The following is a 21,455-nucleotide window of genomic DNA, read 5'->3' as shown; positions in this document are numbered from 1 at the left end:
TCTCCCAGACGGAGGCGCCGGTGGTCGAGTAGCGGGCGTGTCCGACCGCGATGTGACCCTGGAGCGAGCCGAGGGAGGTTTCGTCGAAGACCTGGCGCAACTCCTCTGTCCTGTAACGGACTTCCGGCGACCGTGTAACAGTCGGCCGACGGAGTTCTTACCTTCCTCTCATCTATTGAGCACCTGATCACCCCTCGGCATACTGCGTATTCCGGGGGGCGTACGGGCATGCGTACGAGACCACCCCCGGCCGGGTGAACAGGGAATTCACCCGGTTCTTCGGCAAGGGGGAAACTTGCGCAGACAAGTGAAAAGGGCGTGCGCGGCCACGGTCGCCACAGCGGCAGCCGTGGCCCTCGCGGCGGGCATGACCAGTCCGGCGTCGGCCGACGGCGGACGGACGGCCGCCGCCTCCAAGCCGGCCTCGCTCACCGCCAAGCACCACATCACGCTGATCACCGGCGACCGGGTCTCCTTGGACGCCAAGGGCCGCGTGGTCGGCCTGGAGCGGGCCAAGGGCCGTGAGGACATACCCGTCCAGGTCCGCAAGATCGACGGTCACACCCTCGTGATCCCGGCCGACGCGGCCCGTCTGGTCGCCACCGGCAAGCTCGACCAGCGTCTCTTCGACGTCACCGAGCTCAACAAGTCCACGACCCGCAAGGCCCAGAAGAAGGGCCTGAAGGTCATCGTCGGTTACCGCGGCAGCGCCGCGGACACCAAGGCCGACGTCCGTGACGCGGGCACCGTGAGCCACACGCTGAAGACCCTGAACGCCGACGCGGTCCAGACGCCGCAGGGGGACACCCCCGAGCTGTGGGACGCCGTCACCAACGGCGACAAAACGGCCGCCGGTATCGCGCACGTCTGGCTCGACGGCGTCCGCAAGGCCAGCCTCGACAAGTCCGTCCCGCAGATCGGCGCACCCAAGGCGTGGTCCGCCGGCTACGACGGCAAGGGCGTCAAGATCGCCGTCCTGGACACCGGTGTCGACGGCACGCACGCCGACCTCAAGGGTCAGGTCGTCGACGCCAAGAACTTCTCCGCCGCGCCCGACACCACCGACAAGGTCGGCCACGGCACCCACGTCGCCGCCATCGCGGCCGGCACCGGCGCGAAGTCCGGCGGCAAGTACAAGGGTGTCGCGCCCGGCGCCAAGATCCTCAACGGCAAGGTGCTCGACGACGCCGGATTCGGCAACGACTCCGAGATCGTCGCCGGCATGGAGTGGGCCGCCGCGCAGGGTGCCGACGTCATCAACATGAGCCTGGGTGGCCTGGACACGCCTGCGATCGACCCGATGGAAGCGGCGGTGAACAAGCTCTCCGAGGAGAAGGGCGTCCTGTTCGCCATCGCGGCCGGCAACGAGGGCGACTTCGGTGAGCAGACCGTCGGCTCCCCGGGCAGCGCCGCCGCGGCCCTGACCGTCGGCGCGGTCGACGACAAGGACAAGCTGGCCGACTTCTCCAGCCGCGGCCCCGGCATGGACGGCGCTCTCAAGCCCGACGTGACCGCGCCCGGTGTGGACATCACCGCGGCCTCCGCCCCGGGCAACCTGATAGCCCAGGACGTCGGCGAGAAGCCGGCCGGCTACATGACCATCTCCGGTACGTCGATGGCGACCCCGCACGTGGCGGGCGCGGCGGCGATCCTGAAGCAGCAGCACCCCGAGTGGAAGTACCCCGAGCTGAAGGGCGCTCTCACCGGCTCCACCAAGGGCGGCACGTACACGCCGTTCCAGCAGGGTTCGGGCCGGATCCAGGTCGACAAGGCCGTCAAGCAGACCGTCATCGCCGAGCCGGTGTCGGTGAGCTTCGGCATCCAGCAGTGGCCGCACACCGACGACAAGCCGGTCACCAAGCAGCTGACGTACCGCAACCTCGGTACCAAGGACGTCACGCTGAAGCTGGCGTCGACCGCCACCGACCCGAAGGGCCAGGCCGCCCCGGCCGGCTTCTTCAAGCTCGGCGCCACCTCGGTGACGGTCCCGGCGGGCGGCAAGGCCTCCGTCCCCTTCACCGTCAACACCAAGCTGGGCGGCACGCTCGACGGCGCGTACTCCTCGTACGTGACGGCGACGGGCGGCGGCCAGACGGTGCGCACGGCGGCGGCGGTGCAGCGCGAGGTCGAGTCGTACGACGTCACGCTGAAGGTGCTGAACCGCGACGGCCGGCCGGCGAAGAACTACAGCGCCGACCTCAGCGGCATCGCGGGCCTGGGCGAGGGCAAGTGGGTCATGCCCTACGACGCGGACGGCACGGTCACCACGCGGCTGCCCAAGGGCACCTACGTCCTCAACGGCAGCGTCTACGTGGGCGACGACCCCGAGGAGTTCGCGGGCGTCGACTGGCTCGCGCAGCCCAAGCTGAACGTCACCAAGAACACGACGGTCACGCTGGACGCCCGCAAGGCCAAGAAGGTGGACATCACCGTCCCGGCGACCGGCGTCAAGTCGGAGTTCGCCTCGGCCGACTACACGGTGACGGCCGGTGACTCCAGCTACGGCTTCGGCTGGTGGCTGGACTCCTTCACCGAGATCCGCAGCGCCCACGTCGGCCCGAAGATCACCGACGGTTCGGTGACCCAGCAGTGGGACGGCCACTGGAGCAAGGGCGCCAACGAGGAGTACAACACCGTCGCCGGCGGCCCGGTCAAGCAGCTCGCCACCGGTTTCACCAAGCACTACAAGGCCGGTGAGCTGGCCACGGTGAAGGTCGGCCTCGGCGCCCCGACGTCCGGCAAGAAGGGCGCGGTCAACGCGGTCGGCTGGATGCCCTGGAGCACCGGCGCCTCCTCGATCGGCATCCAGCAGTCCCTGCCCGGCACCCGGAAGCTGCACCTGTCCGCCCAGGGCGGTGTGCAGTGGCAGCTGGAGTTCTCCCAGTACGGCGGGGTGGACCCGGACGGCTTCCCGATCGACGAGGCCGCCTACTCGATGGGTCAGCAGAAGTACGCGGCCGGCAAGAGCTACTCCGAGACCGTCAACACGGCCGTCTTCGGGCCGCGGCTCACCGCCGACTTCGGCGTCTTCCGCGAGGGCAACGAGATCTTCGGCTCCCTGCCGCTGTTCGCCGATGGCAAGGGCAACGTGGGCTACTCGAAGTTCTCGTCGGTCAACACGACGCTGTACCGCAACGGCACCAAGGTGGGCAGCAACGACGACCCGCTGTTCGGCGACAAGCAGTTCAAGGTCCCGGCCGGTGACGCCGAGTACAAGCTGACGACGTCGGTCAAGCGCAGCGTCAAGGTCGCGGCGGCCTCCACCCGCATCGACGCGAGCTGGACGTTCCGCTCGAAGAAGACCTCCGACCTCAAGCAGCTGCCCGCCTCCACGGCCCGCTTCCACGCGGCCACCGGCCTGGACAGCAAGGTCCCGGCGGGCAAGCGGGTCACCGTTCCGGTCACGGTCGAGGGCGCGGCCAAGGGCGGCAACCTGAAGTCGCTGTCGGTGTACGTGTCGTACGACTACGGCAAGACCTGGAAGAAGCTCGCCGTCAAGCAGGGCAAGGTCTCCTTCAAGAACCCGGCGAAGGGGAAGGCCATCTCCTTCCACGCAAAGATCGCCGACAAGAAGGGCAACAAGTCGACGATCTCGATCTACAACGCGTACTACGGCAAGTAGGCCGTAGGGCCCGTCTGTGAGCGGCCCGCCGGGAGCCTCGGCTTCCGGCGGGCCGCTCCGCGTCTACGGGGCCGGGCTCTCGGTCCCCGCCCGGGCCGCGTCCGCCCCCCAGCTCGCCAGCAGGCGCAGGGCGTCCGCCGACGGTGTGCCCGGCTCCGCGTGGTACGTGATCAGGGACTGCTCGGCGTCGTCGATCAGGCGGAACGTCTCGAAGGACAGCGTCAGGTCGCCGACGAGCGGGTGCCGCATCCGCTTGACGCCGTAGCTCTTCTCCTTGACGTCGTGGGCGGCCCACAGGCGGCGGAACTCCTCGCTCTTCACGGAGAGTTCGCCCACCAGCGCCGACAGCCGCGGGTCCTCCGGGTGGCAGCCCGCGTCCATGCGCAGGTAGCCGACCATGTCGGCCGCCTTCTGCTCCCACTCCAGGTACAGCTCGCGGTACTCCGGCCGGAGGAACACCATCCGCGCCCAGTTCCGCTCCTGCGCGGGCATCTGCGCCCAGTCGCCGAAGAGGGCCGACGCCATCCGGTTCCAGGCCAGGATGTCCGAGCGGCGACCGACGATGTACGCCGGGACGCCGTCGATCGAGTCCAGCAGATGCCGCAGCGCCGGCCGCACCTGCGGGCTGCGCGCCACCGCCTTCTTCTTGTGCTGCTTCGGCTTCGCCAGATGCGTCAGGTGCGCGTGCTCGGCGTCACTCAGCCGCAGAGCGCGCGCGATCGAGTCCAGCACCTCCGCCGAGACGTTGCGGCCGTTGCCCTGCTCCAGCCGCGTGTAGTACGCCACGGACACCCCGGCCAGCTGCGCCAGCTCCTCCCGGCGCAGTCCGGGCACCCGCCGCCGCCCGAAGTCGGGCAGGCCCACCTCCTCGGGCTTCAGCCGGGCCCGCCGGGTGCGCAGGAACTCACTGAGCTCGGCGCGCCGGTCCAGGCCGCCGCCAGGCGTCTGTGCGGGTTCGGGCTGTTCGTCCATGCCGTCCAGTATTCACGGTCGTACGCACACGAGCCTGACCCCGCCAGTGGTACGCACCGTGTGCGTACGCAAAAGCGTGGTCTGGGTGAGTACCCGCGGATCGGGCAGGCTGGTGATCGTGCCCGGTCAGAAGATCCAGAAGGCGGCCGGGCGCACGACCCCCGCTAGGAGAACCCCGGCATGACCACTGTTGCTGCGTACGCCGCTCCCGCTCCCAAGGCTCCGCTGGAGCGCACCACCATCGAGCGCCGCGAGGTCGGCGAGTTCGACGTCCTGATCGACATCGAGTTCGCCGGCATCTGTCACTCCGACATCCACCAGGCCCAGGAGGGCTGGGGTGAGGCGATCTTCCCGATGGTCCCCGGCCACGAGATCGCCGGTGTCGTCTCCGCGGTCGGCGAGGGCGTCACGAAGTTCGCCGTCGGCGACCGCGTGGGCGTGGGCTGCATGGTCGACTCCTGCCGCGAGTGCGAGAACTGCAAGGCCGGCCGTGAGCAGTACTGCGTGCAGGGCAACGTCCCGACGTACAACGGCATCGGCAAGGACGGCGAGCCCACCTACGGCGGCTACTCGGAGAACGTCGTCGTCGACGAGAACTTCGTCGTCCGCATCCCCGACGGCCTGTCGCTCGACGTCGCGGCCCCGCTGCTGTGCGCCGGCATCACCCTCTACTCCCCGCTCAAGCGCTTCGGCGCCGGCCCCGGCAAGAAGGTCGCGATCGTCGGCCTGGGCGGCCTCGGCCACATGGGCGTGAAGATCGCCCACGCGCTGGGCGCCGAGGTGACCGTACTGTCGCAGTCCCTGCGCAAGCAGGAGGACGGCCTGCGGCTGGGCGCCGACCACTACTACGCCACCAGCGACCCGAAGACCTTCGAGGAACTGGCCGGCACGTTCGACCTCATCGTGTCCACGGTGTCCGCGCCGCTGGACTTCAACGCCTACCTGTCGCTGCTGAGGACCGAGGGCACGCTGGCGAACGTCGGCGCCCCCGAGGAGCCGGTCTCGCTCAACCTCTTCTCGGTGATCGGCGGCGGCAAGACCCTCGCCGGCTCCATGATCGGCGGCATCGCCGAGACCCAGGAGATGCTGGACTTCTGCGCCGAGCACGGCCTCGGCGCCGAGATCGAGGTCATCAGCGGTGACCGGATCAACGAGGCGTACGAGCGGGTCCAGGCCAGCGACGTGCGCTACCGGTTCGTGATCGACACGGCGACGATCTGAGGCCCTGCTCCGCGTGGGCCGCCTTGAGCGCCCCGCCGCGCGCCGGGGCGCGTCCTCCTCCCCGTGAGGCAGTCCTGAGCGCCCCGGCCACATGCCTGGGCGCTCAGGGCATCCCCGGTGCACGACGGGGCGCACGCGGGGTACACGTGGGGGAGTGCACCAGAGGGGTTCGCCGGGTACGTCAGGGGAGGCCCACCATGACCGTGCAGCTGAACCACACCATCGTCGCCGCACACGACAAGCGTGCTTCCGCCCGCTTCCTCGCCGATCTCCTGGGCCTCGACGTGAGTCCGCCCTACGGCCCGTTCCTCCCGGTCGAGATCCCCAACGGCGTCACGCTCGACTTCATGGACAGCTCCGAAGCCATCTCGCCGCAGCACTACGCCTTCCTCGTCTCGGAGGACGAGTTCGACGAGATCCTGGGTCGCATCCAGAAGGCCGGCCTGACGTACTGGGCGGACCCGTTCCACAGCCGGCCCGGCGAGATCAACCACAACGACGGCGGCCGCGGAGCCTACTTCAACGACCCCGACGGCCACCGCCTGGAGATCATCACGCGGCCCTACGGCAGCGGCGGCTGAGCCCGCGCACCCCCGCTCGTCACCTCGTCGTGCCGCCGCGCGTCATACCGGCCCGGTCCCGGACATGACCGGGCCGCACGTCTACGACCTCGCCGCCCTGGCCGTGGGTGTGGGAGCCCCGGCCGGACCCGCTGGTTCGGTCGGACACGGTCGGCCCGTCCGGCCGGTCCTGGTCCTCGAAGGTCCACACCGCGTGGGTTCCCGGGCCGACCACGAGGGCCGAGTGACCGATCCGCTCCACGTGCCGGACGGGCACCGACCGGTTCAGCGACATCTCGACCCGCTTGAGGCCCACCTGGTCCAGGGGCACGGCGTCGAACCGGATCGTGGTGCCGCCGCCCTTCGCTACGACGGCCCCGCCCGGCAGGGACCGGACGGCGAACCCGCCGGCCTTCAGCAGCGGCACCGTACCGGCGAGATCGTGTGCGGTCACCGCGAGCCGGACGCCGGTCACGTCCCGCATCAGGTGGTCGCGGTAGGCGTCGGACAGATACCGTTCCCGGCCCACGTCACCGGGGTGGGAGGCGGGCTCGGTGTTGCCGCGCGGGTCGGCGAAGTACTCCGGCCGGTACTCCATCCCCCAGGCGCCGAAGAGGTCGTACCGGTCGGCGGTGAAGACCGCGTCGAACCAGGGCACGGGGACGCCGTCGCCGAAGTCGCGCGTCTGCCGGAACTCGACCGGGTCGCTGACCCCTGCCTTCCGCAGCCGCTCGATCACCGTGGCCAGGTCACCGGCGCGCTCGGTGGACACGCCCAGGCCGGCGGCACCGAGGGTGCCGTCCTTGCCGGGCACGTCGTCCACCCCGAACAACTCGAAGTAGGTCTCGCGTCCCATCAGATAGCGGCCGGTCCACGTCTGCCCGCCGGAACCGGTGGTGGTGCGGACCTGGAAGTCGGCGAAGTCGCGCAGATAGGAGGAGTGCTCGACGGCGTCCGCGGTCGCCCGGTCGAGCACTCCGTAGGCGTGGTTGTAGAACAGCAGTTGCCGCCCCGTCGACGTCCCGTCCCCCTCGGCCCGTGCCGTGTTCACCCCGCCCAGGACCGCCCCCGCGAGGGCCAGCGCGACGACCATGGTCAGCTGTAACGCTCGTCTGAGAACCATGTGGGGGAGCGTAGAGCGGGAGGAAACGCTTCCGCTGCGGATCGCACCCCTTGCGGGGTCAGCCCTTGGTCATCGGGGAGGCCGGTGGTGGTGTCGGTGGAGACGCCACCGGGGGTTCCTGCCCGCCCTGGTCGAGCCGGAACGGCGGGTACTGATCCGTCAGCAGCGCCGCGTAGGCCGTCACCCGGGCCGTCCAGCGGGCCAGGCCGATCAGGAAGTCGAAGAGGTGCCGCGGGTAACGGGCGGTGAAGAGCAGGACGACGACGGCGACCAGGGAGAGGAAGGGCAGCAGCCCACCCCGCCAGCCGTCATGCCTGTCCCAGCCGCCCCCGGTGAACAGCGCGACGACGATGTACTGCGGGATCGCCAGCAGCCACCACTTCACCAGGACCAGTCCGCGGGACAGCCGCTCCGGGTAGGCGACGTCGAAGTGCGCCGGGTAGTCGGGCACGTCGGCGAGAGTGAACGGCGGGTACCGGTCGGTGCCGAGCGCGGTGTGCGCGTAGTAGCCGACCCGCCAGTTCCAGCGCAGTACACCGACGTTGAAGTCGAAGAGCGCCCGCGGGTAGCGGGCGGTGAACAGGATGGCGAAGAAGGCGATCACGGTCACGACGGCGAACGCGATCCACAGGAACAGCAGCACGATGTAGTGCGGAAGGGCGAGCAGCCACTTCACCAGCCACATCCACCGGGACAGGCGGGGATCGACGGACGCCTCCAGACGCACGGGTGACGCGGCGACAGGAATCATGGGCGGCTTCCTCCTCGCCCGCAGACTCGCAAGCGAGGAGGAGTCCCGCGACCGGGGCGGGCCGTTCGCGTGTCAGACGCCTTCGGAGGCCATCACGACGGGACGGCGCCGCCGGAGTCCGGTTCGTCGGTCTCCGGTCCGCCGGGTCCCGGTTCGCCCGCCGGAACGGCGAGCTGCTCGCGCGTGTAGTTCCACACCACCGCGATCAGCGCGGCCACGGGCACGGCGAGCAGGCTGCCCACGATGCCGGCCAGGTTGCCGCCCAGGGTCACCGCCAGCAGCACGACCGCCGCGTGCAGGCCGAGGCCACGACTCTGGATCATGGGCTGGAAGACGTTGCCCTCCAGCTGCTGCACCACGACGATGATCGCCAGCACGATCAGCGCGTCCGTCAGGCCGTTGGAGACGAGCGCGATGAGCACCGCCACGAAACCGGCGAACAGGGCGCCGATGATCGGCACGAACGCCGAGACGAAGGTCAGCACCGCCAGCGGAAGCACCAGCGGCACGCCCAGGATCCACAGCCCCAGACCGATCAGGACGGCGTCGAGCAGGCCGACGGCCGCCTGGCACCGCACGAAGGAGCTCAGGGTGTCCCAGCCGCGGGCGCACACCGTCGGCACGTCGGTGGCGAGCCGGCCGGGCAGCTGACGGGACAGCCACGGCAGGAACCGGGGACCGTCCTTGAGGAAGAAGAACATCAGGAAGAGCGCGAGGACGGCGGTGACGACGCCGTTCACCACGGTGCTCACCCCGGTGACGACGGCGCCCACCATGCTGCCGAAGCCCTCCTGGGCGCGGGAGACCGCGCTGTCGAAGGCCCTGTCGATCTGCGCGTCCCCGATGTTCAACGGCGGACCGGCGGCCCACTCGCGCAGCCGCTCGATGCCCTCCACGACACCGTCGGTCAGCTCCTCGGACTGGGAGGCCACCGGCACGGCGATCAGCGCCACGACACCGGCGGCGACCAGCAGGAACAGCACGGTCACGACCGACGCCGCCAGCGCGGCCGGCCATCCGCGCCGACGCAGGAACCGGGCCGCGGGCCAGGTCAGGGTGGTCAGCAGCAGCCCGACCACGAGCGGCCACACCACCGGCCACATGCGGCCCAGCAGCCACAACGCCACGGCCGACATGGCGAACACCAGCAGCAACTGGACGGAGACCCGCGCGGTTATCCGCAACGCGGCACGGGACTTCTCGGTACTCAGGGGCGCAGTCACGCAGGCACCCTATGGGCTGACAGCCCGCCCGGGGCAGCCAGGCCCCCGAGGAACGAGCCCGTCAGCGGACCGTGCACGCGCTGAAGACGTACAGGACCGGTCGTTGGCCGGAGAACCTGGCGACCGACTCTGCTCCGGGTCGAAGACCACGCGCACGACCTCCGTGTGACCGGTCAGGCCGAGCAGACCTCCTCGTACGTGGGATTCTCGGTGTGGCCGCCCTGGTAGCCGACGAGGGTCGTCCAGACACCTGCCGGGAGCTGCCAGAAGGTGCGCTCGGCGCCCCAGAAGCAGCCCAGGCCGAAGTCGGCGGTCCGCAGGCCCTCGGGGTAGGGGCCGAGCAGCGGGTTGCCGAGGACGGTATGGCGGTCGGGGACCGTGAACACCGGCTCCGGGCGGCCGGGCAGCGCCTGCTCGGGAGTCGGCAGCTGAGGCGTACGGCTGTGCGGGAACATGCGGTCTCCAATCGGGGCGACGGCCCTGTCGACGCGCCGGGACGCCCCGGAATTCCGGTGGGGTCCCGGCGCGGACGGGGCTCAGTGCGGCAGGTTCGCCGGGCTGCCGCCGTTCGCCTCGTAGCCCGCCACCGCGAGCGCCCGGTACACCGCGAACTCCGCCGCCGGGTCGGCGGACAGCGTCCAGGGCAGGGCGCCCACATGGCCGTCGATGTGTATCAGCTGGTTCATGGCCTCCGACCAGCGCTCACCGCGGACCAGGAAGAACACCAGCATGTGCCGCACGTGGGCGAGCATCGGGTCGTCGGGGCGGGCCGAGTGCACCGCGTGCAGCGCGCCGTGAACCGCCTTCGTGACGACCTCGCTCTGCCAGAAGTTCGCGACCAGGGTCACCTCGGGGAGGTGCTCGAAGACCGCGAAGAGGGGCATCGCCGACAGGAGGGAGCCCCGGGGGGACCGGGCCGCCGCGGCCTCGGCGAACGCGTACGCCTCGGCGCGCGAGCCGTGCCACTTCTCGCACCAGTAGTGCAGCGCGGCCAGGTGCGCTCCCATGTGGGCCGGGGCGCGGTCCAGGATCTTCAGCCAGATCTGCTCGAAGTCCTTCTGGGAGTAGCCGAGACCGCGGGCCACCGACAGCTCGACGATGTACGGGATCGGGTCACCGGGGGCGAGCAGCGCCGCCTCGCCGCACGCCGTCCTCGCCTCCTCCATGATGATCCGGAACTCGTCCGTCCCCGGGGTCGCCGTCCGCCACGCCTGCTGCACCAGGAACTCGGCGTGCACCGCCGCACCGCCCGCGTCCTTGGGCGCCTCGGCGCGCCACACCCGCAGCCACTGCCCGCCGGGCGCCTCGCCCACCCCGCCGGGGCGCCGGGCGAGCTCCAGCGAGGCCGCACCCGCGAAGGCCTGCACGCGCTGCCAGCGCCGCTCGCCCTCCGTCTCGGTGCCCGCCAGGAGCTGCTGTGCCGCTCGGTAGTCCTGGGTGCGCTGCACCACGTCCAGGACGTCCAGCAGGTCCTGGTCGGGGCCGGGCATGCGGATGTCGAGCTCCTCCTCCAGGACGAAGCCGTAGTTCGCCGGGTCCGCCGCGTCCGGATGGTCGGGCGAGACCAGTCCTACCGCACCGCGCCTGCGCCGCAGGAAGGGGAGCAGCACGAAGCCCAGCATGACCAGCGCGATCAGGACCCAGAGAATCTCCATACGACAAGCGAACCAGACGGCGCCGACAATTGGCCAACCTGCTCCCGGAACCTGTGGAAAACCCCGGCTCGCCCCGTCCCCCGGCGCTCGTCGCGTCGGCGCACTACCCTCGGTGCTCATGAGCGACAGGCACATCAGTCAGCACTTCGAGACGCTCGCGATCCACGCGGGCAACACCGCCGACCCCCTGACGGGCGCGGTCGTCCCGCCGATCTACCAGGTCTCCACCTACAAGCAGGACGGTGTCGGCGGGCTGCGCGGCGGCTACGAGTACAGCCGCAGCGCCAATCCCACCAGGACCGCGCTGGAGGAGAACCTCGCCGCCCTGGAGGGCGGCCGCCGCGGTCTCGCGTTCGCGTCCGGGCTGGCGGCCGAGGACTGCCTGCTGCGTACGCTGCTCACCCCGGGCGATCACGTGGTCATCCCGAACGACGCGTACGGCGGCACGTTCCGCCTGTTCGCCAAGGTCGTCGCCCGCTGGGGCGTGGAGTGGTCGGTCGCCGACACCAGCGACCCGGCCGCCGTCCGGGCCGCCCTCACCCCGAAGACCAAGGTCGTCTGGGTGGAGACCCCCTCCAACCCGCTGCTCGGCATCACCGACATCGCCGCCGTCGCCCAGGTCGCCCGGGACGCGGGCGCCCGCCTCGTCGTCGACAACACCTTCGCCACGCCCTACCTCCAGCAGCCGCTGTCGCTGGGCGCGGACATCGTCGTGCACTCGCTGACGAAGTACATGGGCGGTCACTCCGACGTCGTCGGCGGCGCCCTGATCACCGCCGACGCCGCTCTGGGCGAGGAGCTGGCCTTCCACCAGAACGCGATGGGCGCGGTCGCCGGGCCGTTCGACTCCTGGCTGGTGCTGCGCGGCACCAAGACCCTCTCCGTGCGCATGGACCGGCACAGCGAGAACGCGGTCAAGGTCGCCGACATGCTCACCCGGCACGCGCGCGTGAGCAGCGTGCTGTACCCGGGCCTGCCGGAGCACCCGGGGCACGAGGTCGCCGCCAAGCAGATGAAGTCGTTCGGCGGCATGGTCTCCTTCCGCGTCGAGGGCGGCGAGGAGGCGGCCGTCGAGGTCTGCAACCGGGCCGAGATCTTCACGCTGGGCGAGTCCCTGGGCGGCGTCGAGTCCCTGATCGAGCACCCCGGCCGCATGACGCACGCCTCCGTGGCCGGTTCGGCGCTGGAGGTCCCGGCCGACCTGGTGCGTCTGTCGGTGGGCATCGAGAACGCCGACGACCTGCTGGAGGACCTCCAGCAGGCGCTGGGCTAGGACCTGCTGTCCGGATCGGACCGGCTGTGAGGCTCGGCCGCTGTCAGCCGGCCCGAGCCCCGCGACGCCGGGATGATCCGGACGACAGGCCCCGGCAGGCCCTCGGCGGGATCACCAGCCGGTGAGGGGTGGAGTCGTGTCGGACGGCGGCTCCACCCACGGGCGGGCCGTCAGCGCCCACACGGTGAACGCCACCGCGGACGCGAAGAGCAGCAGCCACAGGACGCGGCGGGCGAGTGTCCTGCGCCGCAGGATGCGGGCGCCCCGGCGCACCGCCTCCGGGTGGATCTCCGGCGGCAGGGGCCGTGGCGCCTGCTCCAGCAGCCGCCGTACGGCCGCGTCGCGGTCGTTCTCCCTCATCGCGCCCTCCGGTCGCCGGCCGTTCTCATGACGGCACCGCCTTCGCGGCCGTCACCGCGGGGGCCGGGCCCCGCTGCCGGTGCAGCAGGGTCGAGGCCGCCCGGTGGCAGATCGCGCGTACGCGCTGCGGGGACAGGCCGAGCAGGGCCGCCGTCTGCTCCTCGGCGACGCCCTCGTGGAGCCTGAGCACCAGGATCAGCCGTTCCTGCGGGGTCAGCGGCGCCAGCGGGCTCGCGGGATGCGGCCGGGAGCGGCCGACTCCGACGACGTGGCGCCACGCGCCGCGTGCGAAGCGGGTGGCCAGGTGCGAGCGGGTGTGGTCGTAGGGGTCCTCGCCGCGCAGCCGGTCCCAGCGCGCGTACGTGTGAGCCAGTGACAGCGTCAGCAGGCGCCGCGCGCGGGGGTTGTCGTCCGGGGCCTCCGCGGTGAGCAGCGTGGCGGCGTGCAGCAGCCGCCCGGCCGCGCCCGCGACGAACGCCTCGAACTCCCGGGCGCGACGGGCGGCCCGGGACGCATGCCGCTCCAGCACCGCGCCTCCCGCCTGACGGCGACCTGAGCGTGCGGACCCCGGTCGCACAGGAACGGGGACCCGGTCTCATATCAGGCCAGGGAGGGCCCCGGGGTCAAGAGCCGCGCACGGCTCGGGCGGCGCCACGCGCGCGTGGTGTCCCGGCCGTCGTGCCGAAGCCGTACGAGTGAGTGCCGTGCGGTACTCAGGTCGCCGGCTGCGCCTCCGGGCCCGGCATCCCCTGCGCCGCCATCCGGGAGGACAGCGCGGTGTTGAAGCGCGTGAGGAGGTCGCAGAACGCCTCGCGCTCCTCCGGCTGCCAGTCGTGGGTGAGCTCGGCCATCAACTGCCTCCGTGAGGAGCGCACTTCCTCCAGGCGGGCCTGCCCGCGCGGGGACAGCTGCAGCACCACCGCGCGCCCGTCCTCGGGGTGGGAGGTGCGCTTGACCAGACCGGTGTCCACGAGCGGAGCCACCTGCCGGGTGACCGTCGACGAGTCGATCCCCATGCTCGCGGCGAGCGCCTTGACGCCCATCGGCCCTTCCTTGTCGAGGCGGTTGAGCAGCAGATACGCGGCGCGGTCCATGGAATTGCGCACCTGCCCGACGCCGCCGAGCCGGGTCTGTTCGGCACGGCGGGCGAACAGCGCCACCTCGTGCTGCAGCGTGTCGAGAAGACCGGTGTCACCGACGGTCGTCATGTCCATCGACATTTCAGGTGTTGTGGGCATGGCCGGGGGCTCACTTCGTGGAGGGCTGGCAGATTGGGGGACAGGGTACGCGGCCGGAAGGCGGGCCGTACCGGCGCTGCGCAAAGCGGGTCTCGGAGGTTGGTCACAACGGTAGTGGCCGCCTGTGAACTGCGATGCTGGAGTCATGAGCTACAGCACGGCTGACTCCTTTCGGCCCGTCACCCTCGACGACGTGCGCGGCGCGCAGAAGATGCTCTCGGGTGTGGCACGGGTGACGGCGATGGAGGGCAGCAGGCACCTGTCCCAGATGGTCGGTTCGCCGGTGCACCTCAAGTGCGAGAACCTCCAGCGGACGGGCTCGTTCAAACTGCGCGGCGCGTACGTCCGGATCGCCGGTCTCCTGCCCGAGGAGCGCGCCGCCGGTGTCGTGGCCGCGAGCGCCGGCAACCACGCGCAGGGGGTCGCCCTGGCGTCCTCCCTGCTCGGGGTGCGCTCCACGGTCTTCATGCCGAACGGCGCCCCGCTGCCCAAGGTCAGCGCCACCCGGGACTACGGGGCCGAGGTGCGGCTGCACGGCCAGGTGGTCGACGAGACGCTGGCCGCCGCCCAGGAGTACGCGGCGGAGACGGGTGCGGTGTTCATCCACCCCTTCGACCATCCCGACGTCATCGCAGGCCAGGGCACGGTCGGCCTGGAGATTTTGGAGCAGTGCCCCGAGGCGCGCACGATCCTGGTCGGGATCGGCGGCGGCGGGCTGGCCGCCGGTATCGCGGTGGCGGTGAAGGCCGTACGGCCGGACGTGCGGATCGTGGGTGTGCAGGCGGCGGGCGCGGCGGCCTACCCGCCCTCGCTGGCGGCGGGGCGGCCGGTGACGGTCGAGAACCCGGCGACGATGGCCGACGGCATCAAGGTCGGGCGGCCCGGCGACGTGCCGTTCGGGATCGTCGACGAGCTGGTCGACGAGGTGCGCACGGTCAGCGAGGACGAACTGTCCGCCGCGCTGCTGCTGTGCCTGGAACGGGCCAAGCTGGTGGTGGAGCCGGCGGGGGCGAGCCCGGTCGCGGCGCTGCTGAGCGATCCGGGCACCTTCGAGGGCCCGGTCGTGGCGGTGCTGTCCGGCGGCAACGTCGATCCCGTGCTCATGGAGCGGGTGCTGCGGCACGGCATGGCCGCGCAGGGCCGCTATCTCGCGGTCCGGCTGCGGCTGACAGACCGGCCCGGGGCTCTCGCCACTCTTCTGGGCGTGTTGTCAGTGGTCGACGCTAACGTCCTCGACGTGAGCCATGTGCGGACCGACCCACGGCTCGGGCTCACGGAGGCGGAGGTCGAGCTGCACCTGGAGACGAAGGGACCGGCGCACTGTGCCGAGGTGGGGCAGGCGCTGCGCGAGGCGGGCTACACGGTCATCGGCTGAGCGCCCCTGGAGCCGGCCCAAGATCCTTTCGTCTCACGCAGGGCAACGCGCTTGAACGCGTTGTGAGACGCGATACATCGCGTTATGCTGCGTCGGTGGAAAGCCTAGCCGGACGCCGGTCCGGTCATCTACGAAGACGTGGAGACTCATATGCCAGGCGCCATCTACGCCGAAGGGCTGGTCAAGACCTTCGGTGACGTCAAGGCCTTGGACGGCGTCGACCTCGACGTGCCCGAAGGCACGGTCCTCGGCCTGCTCGGGCCGAACGGCGCGGGAAAGACGACGACCGTCCGCTGCCTGACCACCCTGCTGCGGCCCGACAGCGGACGCGCGGTCGTCGCGGGCATCGACGTGCTCAAAGAGCCCGACGCGGTCCGCCGCTCCATCGGCCTGTCCGGCCAGTTCGCGGCCGTCGACGAATACCTCACCGGCCGGGAGAACCTCCAGATGGTCGGCCGGCTCTACCAGATGCGGGCGAAGGCGGCGAAGGAGCGCGCGGCCGAACTGCTGGAGCAGTTCCACCTCGCGGACGCCGCCGACCGCCCCGCCAAGACCTACTCGGGCGGCATGCGCCGCCGCCTCGACCTCGCCGCGGCCCTGGTCGTCTCACCCCCCGTCATGTTCATGGACGAGCCGACGACCGGCCTCGACCCCCGCAACCGCCAGCAGTTGTGGGAGGTCATCAAGCAACTGGTCTCGGGCGGCACCACGCTGCTGCTCACCACGCAGTACCTGGAGGAGGCCGACCACCTGGCCCACGACATCGCGGTGGTCGACCACGGCAAGGTCATCGCCCAGGGCACCTCCGACCAGCTCAAGGCCCGCACCGGCGGCGAGCGCGTCGAGGTCGTCGTCCACGAGCGCGAGCACATCCAGGCCGCCGCCGAGGTCCTCGCCGGCTTCGGCAAGGGCGAGACCAAGGTCGAAGACCACATGCGCAAGCTCACCGCGCCCGTGACCGGTGGCGCCAAGCTCCTCGCCGAGGTCATCCGCGAACTGGACACGCGCGGCATCGAGATCGACGACATCGGCCTGCGCAGGCCCACCCTCGACGACGTCTTCCTGTCCCTGACGGGACACGTGGCCGAGATCAAGGACCAGGAGAACGACAAGGAGGCCGCCCAGTGAGCGCCGTCGCCGACACCGTGCGGGTCGCCCCGGCCGCGAACCCGGTCAGCCAGTCGATCCGGGACTCGCTGGTCCCGAATCCTGCTCGCGCGTATCGACAGGATCCCTCTCGCCGCACCTCCGCAACCGGCGGACCGACGCATGGAAGGAGCAGGTGAAGTGAGCGCCATCAACGATTCCGCGGTCATCGCCCGCAGGAACTTGATTCGCATGGGCCGGATTCCCGAGATGCTCATTTTCGGGCTGATCCAGCCGATCATGTTCGTGGTGCTGTTCACCTACGTGTTCGGTGGCTCCATCCAGGTCGGCTCGTCCACCTCCACCCAGGCCTACCGCGAGTTCTTGATGGCCGGCATCTTCGCTCAAACTGTCACCTTCGCTACGGCGGGAGCGGGTGCGGGCATCGCCGACGACATGCACAAGGGCCTCATCGACCGCTTCCGCTCCCTGCCGATGGCACGTGGTGCGGTGCTGACCGGACGCACCCTCGCCGACCTGGTGCAGACGGCACTCACCCTCGTCGTCCTGGCGGTCGTCGCCCTGATCGTCGGCTGGCGCACGCACGAGAACATCGGCAAGGTGCTCGTCGGCTTCGGGCTGCTCCTGCTTCTCGGTTACGCGTTCTCCTGGATCGGCGCACTCATCGGCCTGTCCGTGCGGACTCCTGAAGCAGCGACCTCGGGCGGCCTGATCTGGCTGTTCCCGCTGACGTTCATCTCGAACGCCTTCGTGGACGCGAACCAGATGCCCACCTTCCTGCGGCACATCGCGGAGTGGAACCCGTTCAGCGCCACGGTGCAGGCATGCCGCGAATTGTTCGGCAACCTTCCCCCGGGCTTCCAGACACCCGACGCCTGGCCCATGCAGCACCCCGTCTGGGCCTCGCTGATCTGGTCGGTCGTGATCGTCCTGGTGTTCCGCACGCTCGCGGTCCGGAAGTATCGCCGGGCGACCGGTTGACGGTTTCCGGATGCTCTTCGTCAGGGTCGGCCAGGTGGCGGCAGGCTCGCTTCTGAGTGCGGAACCATGGATCGACTGCAACGAACAGGTGTCGCGCCGCTGCTCGCCACGGTCGCGGCCGCCGACTGGAGGAATGAAGAGTGAGCGCCCTTCCCCCCGCCCCGCAAGCGGTCGTCTTCGACTGTGACGGACTCCTGGTCGACACCGAGGTCTGCTGGACCAGGGCCGAGACCAAGATCTTCGCCGCCCATGGCCACGACTTCGGCCCGGAGCAGAAGGCCCTGGTCATCGGCCGTACGCTGCAGGGCGCGGGCGAGGCGATGGCCGAGTACTTCGGCAGGCCCGGAGCCGGCCGCGAGCTCGCCGCCGAACTGCTCGGCTTGGTACGCGAGGAGCTGGCAAAGGGGGCCGACGCGCTCCCCGGCGCCGCCGAACTCGTCAAGCGCTGTGCCGCGGCCCTTCCGGTGGCGGTCGCCAGCAACTCCCCCCGGGAACTGCTCGACACCGCGCTCACCTCGTCCGGCCTCGCCGACTACTTCCCCGTGTCCTTCGCGGCCGACGAGGTGATCACGGCCAAGCCGGCCCCCGACCTCTATCTGGTGGCGTGCGAGGCGCTGGGCGCCCTCCCGGGCCGCTCGGTCGCCTTCGAGGACTCCGCCACCGGCATCGCGTCGGCCCGGGCGGCGGGCCTCTACGTCGTCACCGTGCCCTCCCTGGCGGGCGCCGCGCTGGACCACGACTGGCTGGCCTCCTCACTCGCCGACGCCGAACTCGTCCGCTGGGCGGAAGAACTGGGCGACGGTGTCCGGCAGTGACGATCCGCTGATCTGCCTGTGCGCGCGGGTGCCGGAGAGCGAGATCGTGGCGACGATCCGGGCGGGCCACCGCGACGCGGCGGCGGTGCGTGACGAGACGGGCGCCGGATCCGGCTGCGGGGACTACGTGGTGGAGGTCGACACGCGCTGCGGGTCCGCCTCGTACCGGCACCCTTCTCGGCAGCCGCGGCGCCCTCCGGCTGATCGTCGCCCTGGGCTTCCTGGCTCCGCTGGCCATGTGGACGAGCTCCATCCGCGGCCGCAGACCTGGACTGAGACACTTCCCACCCGTCGGCCCCGTCCGGCATCCGGCCGTGGCCTACGGGGCCGACTCCGCCGGCAGCCCGGACTCGGCTCATCCCGAACACCGGGCGGCGAACGAGGCATCTTGACGGCGGGCCTGCTGGTCATGTCCCCGCTCCGGTCGGCCGGACCGGATCACGCGGCGACGGCGAACTCGGCAGGGAGGCCGGCTCGTCGCAGACAGTCGCCGTCGGACGCCTGGCCCATGCAGCACCCGTCTGGGCCTCGCTGACCCACTCGATCCTGATCCTGGTGGGGCCCTGGCGGTGCGCAGGTACCGTTCGGCGACAGCATGAGAATGCCCCCGGTGCCGCACAGCGGCACCGGGGGCAGACCAAGGCTCGGAGGGGGGTGGGTCAGCCCTCGTACGGCTCGGCCTTGAGGATCTTCACCAGGGCCTTCTTGCCGTTCGGCAGCTCGTACTCCGCGTCCTCGCCGACCTTGTGGCCGATCACGCCGGTGCCCAGCGGGGACTGCGGCGAGTACGTCTCGATGTCGGAGCTCGCGTACTCGCGGGAGGCGAGCAGGAACGTCAGCGTGTCGTCCTCGTCGCCGTCGAAGGCGATCGTGACGACCATGCCGGGAGCCACCCCGCCGTTCGCCGCGGGCGCCTCGCCGACCTTGGCGTTCTCGAGGAGCTGGGTGAGCTGGCGCACACGGAGCTCCTGCTTGCCCTGCTCCTCCTTGGCCGCGTGGTACCCGCCGTTCTCACGCAGGTCGCCCTCTTCGCGCGCTGCGGCGATCTTCGCGGAGATCTCCGCCCGCGCGGGACCAGTAAGGTGCTCAAGCTCAGCCTTGAGCTTGTTGTACGCCTCCTGGGTCAGCCAGGTGACGTTCTCGCTGGTCTGGGTCACAGGTGCTCCTCGTAGGTACTGGGAATACAAAGCATCGCCCTACACAGAAGAATGTTCCTTCACGGAAGGGCGAAACCACGAGCCTAACAATTCAGGAGCCCAAGGGGGAGGACATAAGCGACCAGAATCACGTCAATGCAGGTCAGGCCGTACGTATTCCAGGTGACGCGCGCTGTGGTCAGCCGGCGTGGCAGCCCAGCAGCTGGGCCGTCGTCCCCGGGGAGGTCGTACGGAGTGTGACGACCTTGTCGATGCGGGTGTCGTCCCCGTCGAAGCGGAAGTCGGCCCGGCCCACCTCGGCCCCGTTCTCGGCCTGCGAGCGCACGGTGCAGTAGCCGTCGGCGCCGGCGTCCTTGCGGACCTCCAGATGCACCCGCACCGACTCCTTGCCCGGCTCGAAGCTGATCACCTCGGCGCTGATCTCGTTCTGGGCGACGTAGTGGTAACCGAACCAGCCGACGAGCCCCAGCAGCGCCACCGCGAGCACGGCCCCCACGACCTTGAGCGTGCGGTCGGCGCGCTCGTCCGAGGAACGGCCGTATCGGCCCTCGGGCAGTCGCGTGCTCGCCGTACTCATGATCGTCCTCCAGACCGGGCCGGGACGAAGGTCCCGGAAGGGGCTCCAGGGCCGGGCCCCGGAATTATTCGCCCCCCGATTCGGTCACTATAGAAGCCGCTGATTGCGCCGACGCACACAGGGCGCCGACTTACTGAGGATTGAGTCTTGACTGACCAGTTGCGACTGATGGCCGTTCACGCCCACCCCGACGACGAGTCGAGCAAGGGCGCCGCGACCATGGCGAAGTACGTGTCCGAGGGGGTGGACGTGCTGGTCGTGACCTGCACGGGCGGGGAACGCGGCTCCATCCTCAATCCCAAGCTCCAGGGCGACGCGTACATCGAGGAGCACATTCACGAGGTGCGCAAGAAGGAGATGGACGAGGCCCGGGAGATCCTGGGGGTCAAGCAGGAGTGGCTCGGCTTCGTCGACTCCGGGCTGCCCGAGGGTGACCCGCTGCCGCCGCTGCCGGAGGGCTGCTTCGCCCTGGAGGACGTGGACCACGCGGCCGGGGAGCTGGTGCGCAAGATCCGCGCCTTCCGCCCCCAGGTGATCACCACCTATGACGAGAACGGCGGCTATCCGCACCCCGACCACATCATGACCCACAAGATCTCCATGGTGGCGTTCGAGTCGGCGGCGGACACCGAGAAGTACCCGGAGGCGGAGTACGGCCCCGCCTACCAGCCGCAGAAGCTCTACTACAACCAGGGCTTCAACCGCCCGCGCACCGAGGCCCTGCACCAGGCGATGCTCGACCGCGGCCTGGAGTCCCCCTACGGGGACTGGCTCAAGCGCTGGGAGGAGTTCGGCATGAAGCAGCGCACGCTCACCACGCATATCCCATGCGCCGAGTTCTTCGAGATCCGCGACAAGGCGCTCATCGCCCACGCCACCCAGATCGACCCGGACGGCGGCTGGTTCAAGGTCCCGATGGAGATCCAGAAAGAGGTCTGGCCGACGGAGGAGTACGAGCTGGCGAAGGCCCTCGTCGATACCTCCCTCCCCGAGGACGACCTCTTTGCGGGCATCCGCGACAATGCCTGACATGAGCGCAAGCGCAAGCCTGGCAATGACGCACCTCGTCTCCTTCGCCAAGGAGGTCGACGAGGACAAGGTCACCCCCGGCGTCCTCGGCTTCATCGTCTTCGCGGCGATGGCCGTGGCGGTGTGGGCCCTGATGAAGTCCATGAGCCGGCACATGAACCGGGTCGACTTCACCCAGGTCCCCGACTCCAGGGCCGACCAGCCGGAACCCTCCCAGGCGGACCCGGCGGACCCGGCGGGGAAGGACACGGAGACCGCGGAAGCCGAGCCCTCCGGCCAGGGCGGCAAGAAGCAAGGCTGACCCCCTGGAGCGGCGCCACCCGTCGGTTCCCGGCACCACACGCCACCGACGGGCGCGCCGCGCGCAGCCGAAGAGCGCCGCCGACGGGCACCCGTCCGCAGGGAGGGGCGCCGCC

Annotated in this window: 21 protein-coding genes and 1 pseudogene; 11 read left to right on the top strand and 11 right to left on the bottom strand. The window is 70.5% G+C overall.

Annotated elements, in window-relative coordinates; translation table 11 throughout:
* Positions 1–307: 307 nt before the first annotated feature.
* Positions 308–3,622, top strand: coding sequence for a S8 family peptidase (locus ABTX62_RS22375; RefSeq protein ID WP_352117821.1), 3,315 nt, complete (start codon positions 308–310; stop codon positions 3,620–3,622).
* A gap of 63 nt (positions 3,623–3,685) precedes the next feature.
* Here the strand turns inward: ABTX62_RS22375 and ABTX62_RS22370 are convergent, their stop codons facing one another.
* Positions 3,686–4,594, bottom strand: coding sequence for a helix-turn-helix domain-containing protein (locus ABTX62_RS22370; RefSeq protein WP_352117814.1), 909 nt, complete (start codon positions 4,592–4,594; stop codon positions 3,686–3,688).
* A 180-nt stretch (positions 4,595–4,774) separates the two neighbouring features.
* Here ABTX62_RS22370 and ABTX62_RS22365 point away from each other — a divergent pair, with 180 nt between their 5' ends.
* Positions 4,775–5,815, top strand: a complete 1,041-nt coding sequence (locus tag ABTX62_RS22365) for an NAD(P)-dependent alcohol dehydrogenase (protein WP_352117813.1) — start codon at positions 4,775–4,777, stop codon at positions 5,813–5,815.
* A gap of 197 nt (positions 5,816–6,012) precedes the next feature.
* A complete protein-coding gene (locus ABTX62_RS22360) occupies positions 6,013–6,396 on the top strand; it encodes a VOC family protein (protein ID WP_352117812.1) in 384 nt (127 codons plus the stop codon).
* A 19-nt stretch (positions 6,397–6,415) separates the two neighbouring features.
* Here the strand turns inward: ABTX62_RS22360 and ABTX62_RS22355 are convergent, their stop codons facing one another.
* The 5 genes and pseudogenes from ABTX62_RS22355 to ABTX62_RS22335 all read right to left on the bottom strand — a co-directional run bounded on the left by ABTX62_RS22355 (position 6,416) and on the right by ABTX62_RS22335 (position 11,127).
* On the bottom strand, positions 6,416–7,498 hold the full coding sequence (locus ABTX62_RS22355; RefSeq protein ID WP_502997998.1) for a DUF5829 family protein: 1,083 nt from the start codon (positions 7,496–7,498) through the stop codon (positions 6,416–6,418).
* 58 nt (positions 7,499–7,556) lie between these two features.
* Positions 7,557–8,249 (bottom strand): DUF4389 domain-containing protein, encoded by a 693-nt coding sequence (locus ABTX62_RS22350; RefSeq protein WP_352117811.1) that lies wholly within the window; start codon positions 8,247–8,249, stop codon positions 7,557–7,559.
* A gap of 92 nt (positions 8,250–8,341) precedes the next feature.
* The gene (locus ABTX62_RS22345) at positions 8,342–9,472 is read right to left on the bottom strand and encodes an AI-2E family transporter (protein ID WP_352117810.1); all 1,131 of its coding nucleotides are present in this window, start codon (positions 9,470–9,472) and stop codon (positions 8,342–8,344) included.
* Between the two features lie 135 nt (positions 9,473–9,607).
* Positions 9,608–9,927, bottom strand: a pseudogene (locus ABTX62_RS22340) (peptide-methionine (S)-S-oxide reductase); the annotation flags it as partial.
* An 81-nt stretch (positions 9,928–10,008) separates the two neighbouring features.
* Positions 10,009–11,127, bottom strand: a complete 1,119-nt coding sequence (locus ABTX62_RS22335) for a hypothetical protein (RefSeq protein WP_352117809.1) — start codon at positions 11,125–11,127, stop codon at positions 10,009–10,011.
* Between the two features lie 118 nt (positions 11,128–11,245).
* Between ABTX62_RS22335 and ABTX62_RS22330 the strand changes: the two genes are divergently transcribed.
* Entirely contained in the window at positions 11,246–12,400 is a 1,155-nt protein-coding gene (locus tag ABTX62_RS22330) for a cystathionine gamma-synthase (RefSeq protein ID WP_352117808.1), read from the top strand.
* Positions 12,401–12,511: 111 nt separating this feature from the next.
* On the opposite strand, the gene ABTX62_RS22325 is transcribed toward ABTX62_RS22330, so the two are convergent.
* The 3 genes from ABTX62_RS22325 to ABTX62_RS22315 form a co-directional block, all read right to left on the bottom strand.
* Positions 12,512–12,760, bottom strand: coding sequence for a hypothetical protein (locus tag ABTX62_RS22325; RefSeq protein WP_283969386.1), 249 nt, complete (start codon positions 12,758–12,760; stop codon positions 12,512–12,514).
* Positions 12,761–12,785: 25 nt separating this feature from the next.
* Positions 12,786–13,289, bottom strand: a complete 504-nt coding sequence (locus ABTX62_RS22320) for a sigma factor-like helix-turn-helix DNA-binding protein (RefSeq protein ID WP_352117807.1) — start codon at positions 13,287–13,289, stop codon at positions 12,786–12,788.
* A 184-nt stretch (positions 13,290–13,473) separates the two neighbouring features.
* Entirely contained in the window at positions 13,474–13,980 is a 507-nt protein-coding gene (locus tag ABTX62_RS22315) for a MarR family winged helix-turn-helix transcriptional regulator (protein ID WP_283969388.1), read from the bottom strand.
* A 163-nt stretch (positions 13,981–14,143) separates the two neighbouring features.
* Here ABTX62_RS22315 and ilvA point away from each other — a divergent pair, with 163 nt between their 5' ends.
* The 5 genes from ilvA to ABTX62_RS22290 all read left to right on the top strand — a co-directional run bounded on the left by ilvA (position 14,144) and on the right by ABTX62_RS22290 (position 18,811).
* The gene (gene ilvA, locus ABTX62_RS22310) at positions 14,144–15,373 is read left to right on the top strand and encodes a threonine ammonia-lyase (RefSeq protein ID WP_352117806.1); all 1,230 of its coding nucleotides are present in this window, start codon (positions 14,144–14,146) and stop codon (positions 15,371–15,373) included.
* Between the two features lie 150 nt (positions 15,374–15,523).
* Entirely contained in the window at positions 15,524–16,501 is a 978-nt protein-coding gene (locus ABTX62_RS22305; protein WP_352117805.1) for an ATP-binding cassette domain-containing protein, read from the top strand.
* 141 nt (positions 16,502–16,642) lie between these two features.
* A complete protein-coding gene (locus ABTX62_RS22300; RefSeq protein WP_352117804.1) occupies positions 16,643–17,461 on the top strand; it encodes an ABC transporter permease in 819 nt (272 codons plus the stop codon).
* A 140-nt stretch (positions 17,462–17,601) separates the two neighbouring features.
* The gene (locus ABTX62_RS22295; protein ID WP_352117803.1) at positions 17,602–18,276 is read left to right on the top strand and encodes an HAD family hydrolase; all 675 of its coding nucleotides are present in this window, start codon (positions 17,602–17,604) and stop codon (positions 18,274–18,276) included.
* Positions 18,263–18,811 (top strand): (2Fe-2S)-binding protein, encoded by a 549-nt coding sequence (locus tag ABTX62_RS22290; protein ID WP_352117802.1) that lies wholly within the window; start codon positions 18,263–18,265, stop codon positions 18,809–18,811. Before ABTX62_RS22295 ends, ABTX62_RS22290 begins: the two co-directional genes overlap by 14 nt.
* A gap of 124 nt (positions 18,812–18,935) precedes the next feature.
* On the opposite strand, the gene greA is transcribed toward ABTX62_RS22290, so the two are convergent.
* Complete coding sequence (gene greA, locus ABTX62_RS22285) at positions 18,936–19,433, bottom strand: transcription elongation factor GreA (RefSeq protein ID WP_352117801.1); 498 nt, start codon at positions 19,431–19,433, stop codon at positions 18,936–18,938.
* Between the two features lie 178 nt (positions 19,434–19,611).
* Positions 19,612–20,010 carry a DUF4307 domain-containing protein gene (locus ABTX62_RS22280; protein WP_352117800.1) on the bottom strand — a complete coding sequence of 133 codons (399 nt, stop codon included), beginning with the start codon at positions 20,008–20,010 and terminating at the stop codon, positions 19,612–19,614.
* Positions 20,011–20,157: 147 nt separating this feature from the next.
* Here ABTX62_RS22280 and mca point away from each other — a divergent pair, with 147 nt between their 5' ends.
* Both mca and ABTX62_RS22270 read left to right on the top strand, forming a co-directional pair.
* The gene (gene mca, locus ABTX62_RS22275) at positions 20,158–21,039 is read left to right on the top strand and encodes a mycothiol conjugate amidase Mca (RefSeq protein WP_352117799.1); all 882 of its coding nucleotides are present in this window, start codon (positions 20,158–20,160) and stop codon (positions 21,037–21,039) included.
* On the top strand, positions 21,032–21,340 hold the full coding sequence (locus ABTX62_RS22270; RefSeq protein WP_352117798.1) for a hypothetical protein: 309 nt from the start codon (positions 21,032–21,034) through the stop codon (positions 21,338–21,340). Before mca ends, ABTX62_RS22270 begins: the two co-directional genes overlap by 8 nt.
* The last annotated feature ends 115 nt before the right edge of the window (positions 21,341–21,455 follow it).

Source organism: Streptomyces sp. NPDC096046 (assembly GCF_040303285.1).
Classification (GTDB): domain Bacteria; phylum Actinomycetota; class Actinomycetes; order Streptomycetales; family Streptomycetaceae; genus Streptomyces.
Note: the sequence above shows the minus strand (reverse complement) of the source record. Positions and strands in the feature narration are given on the sequence as shown.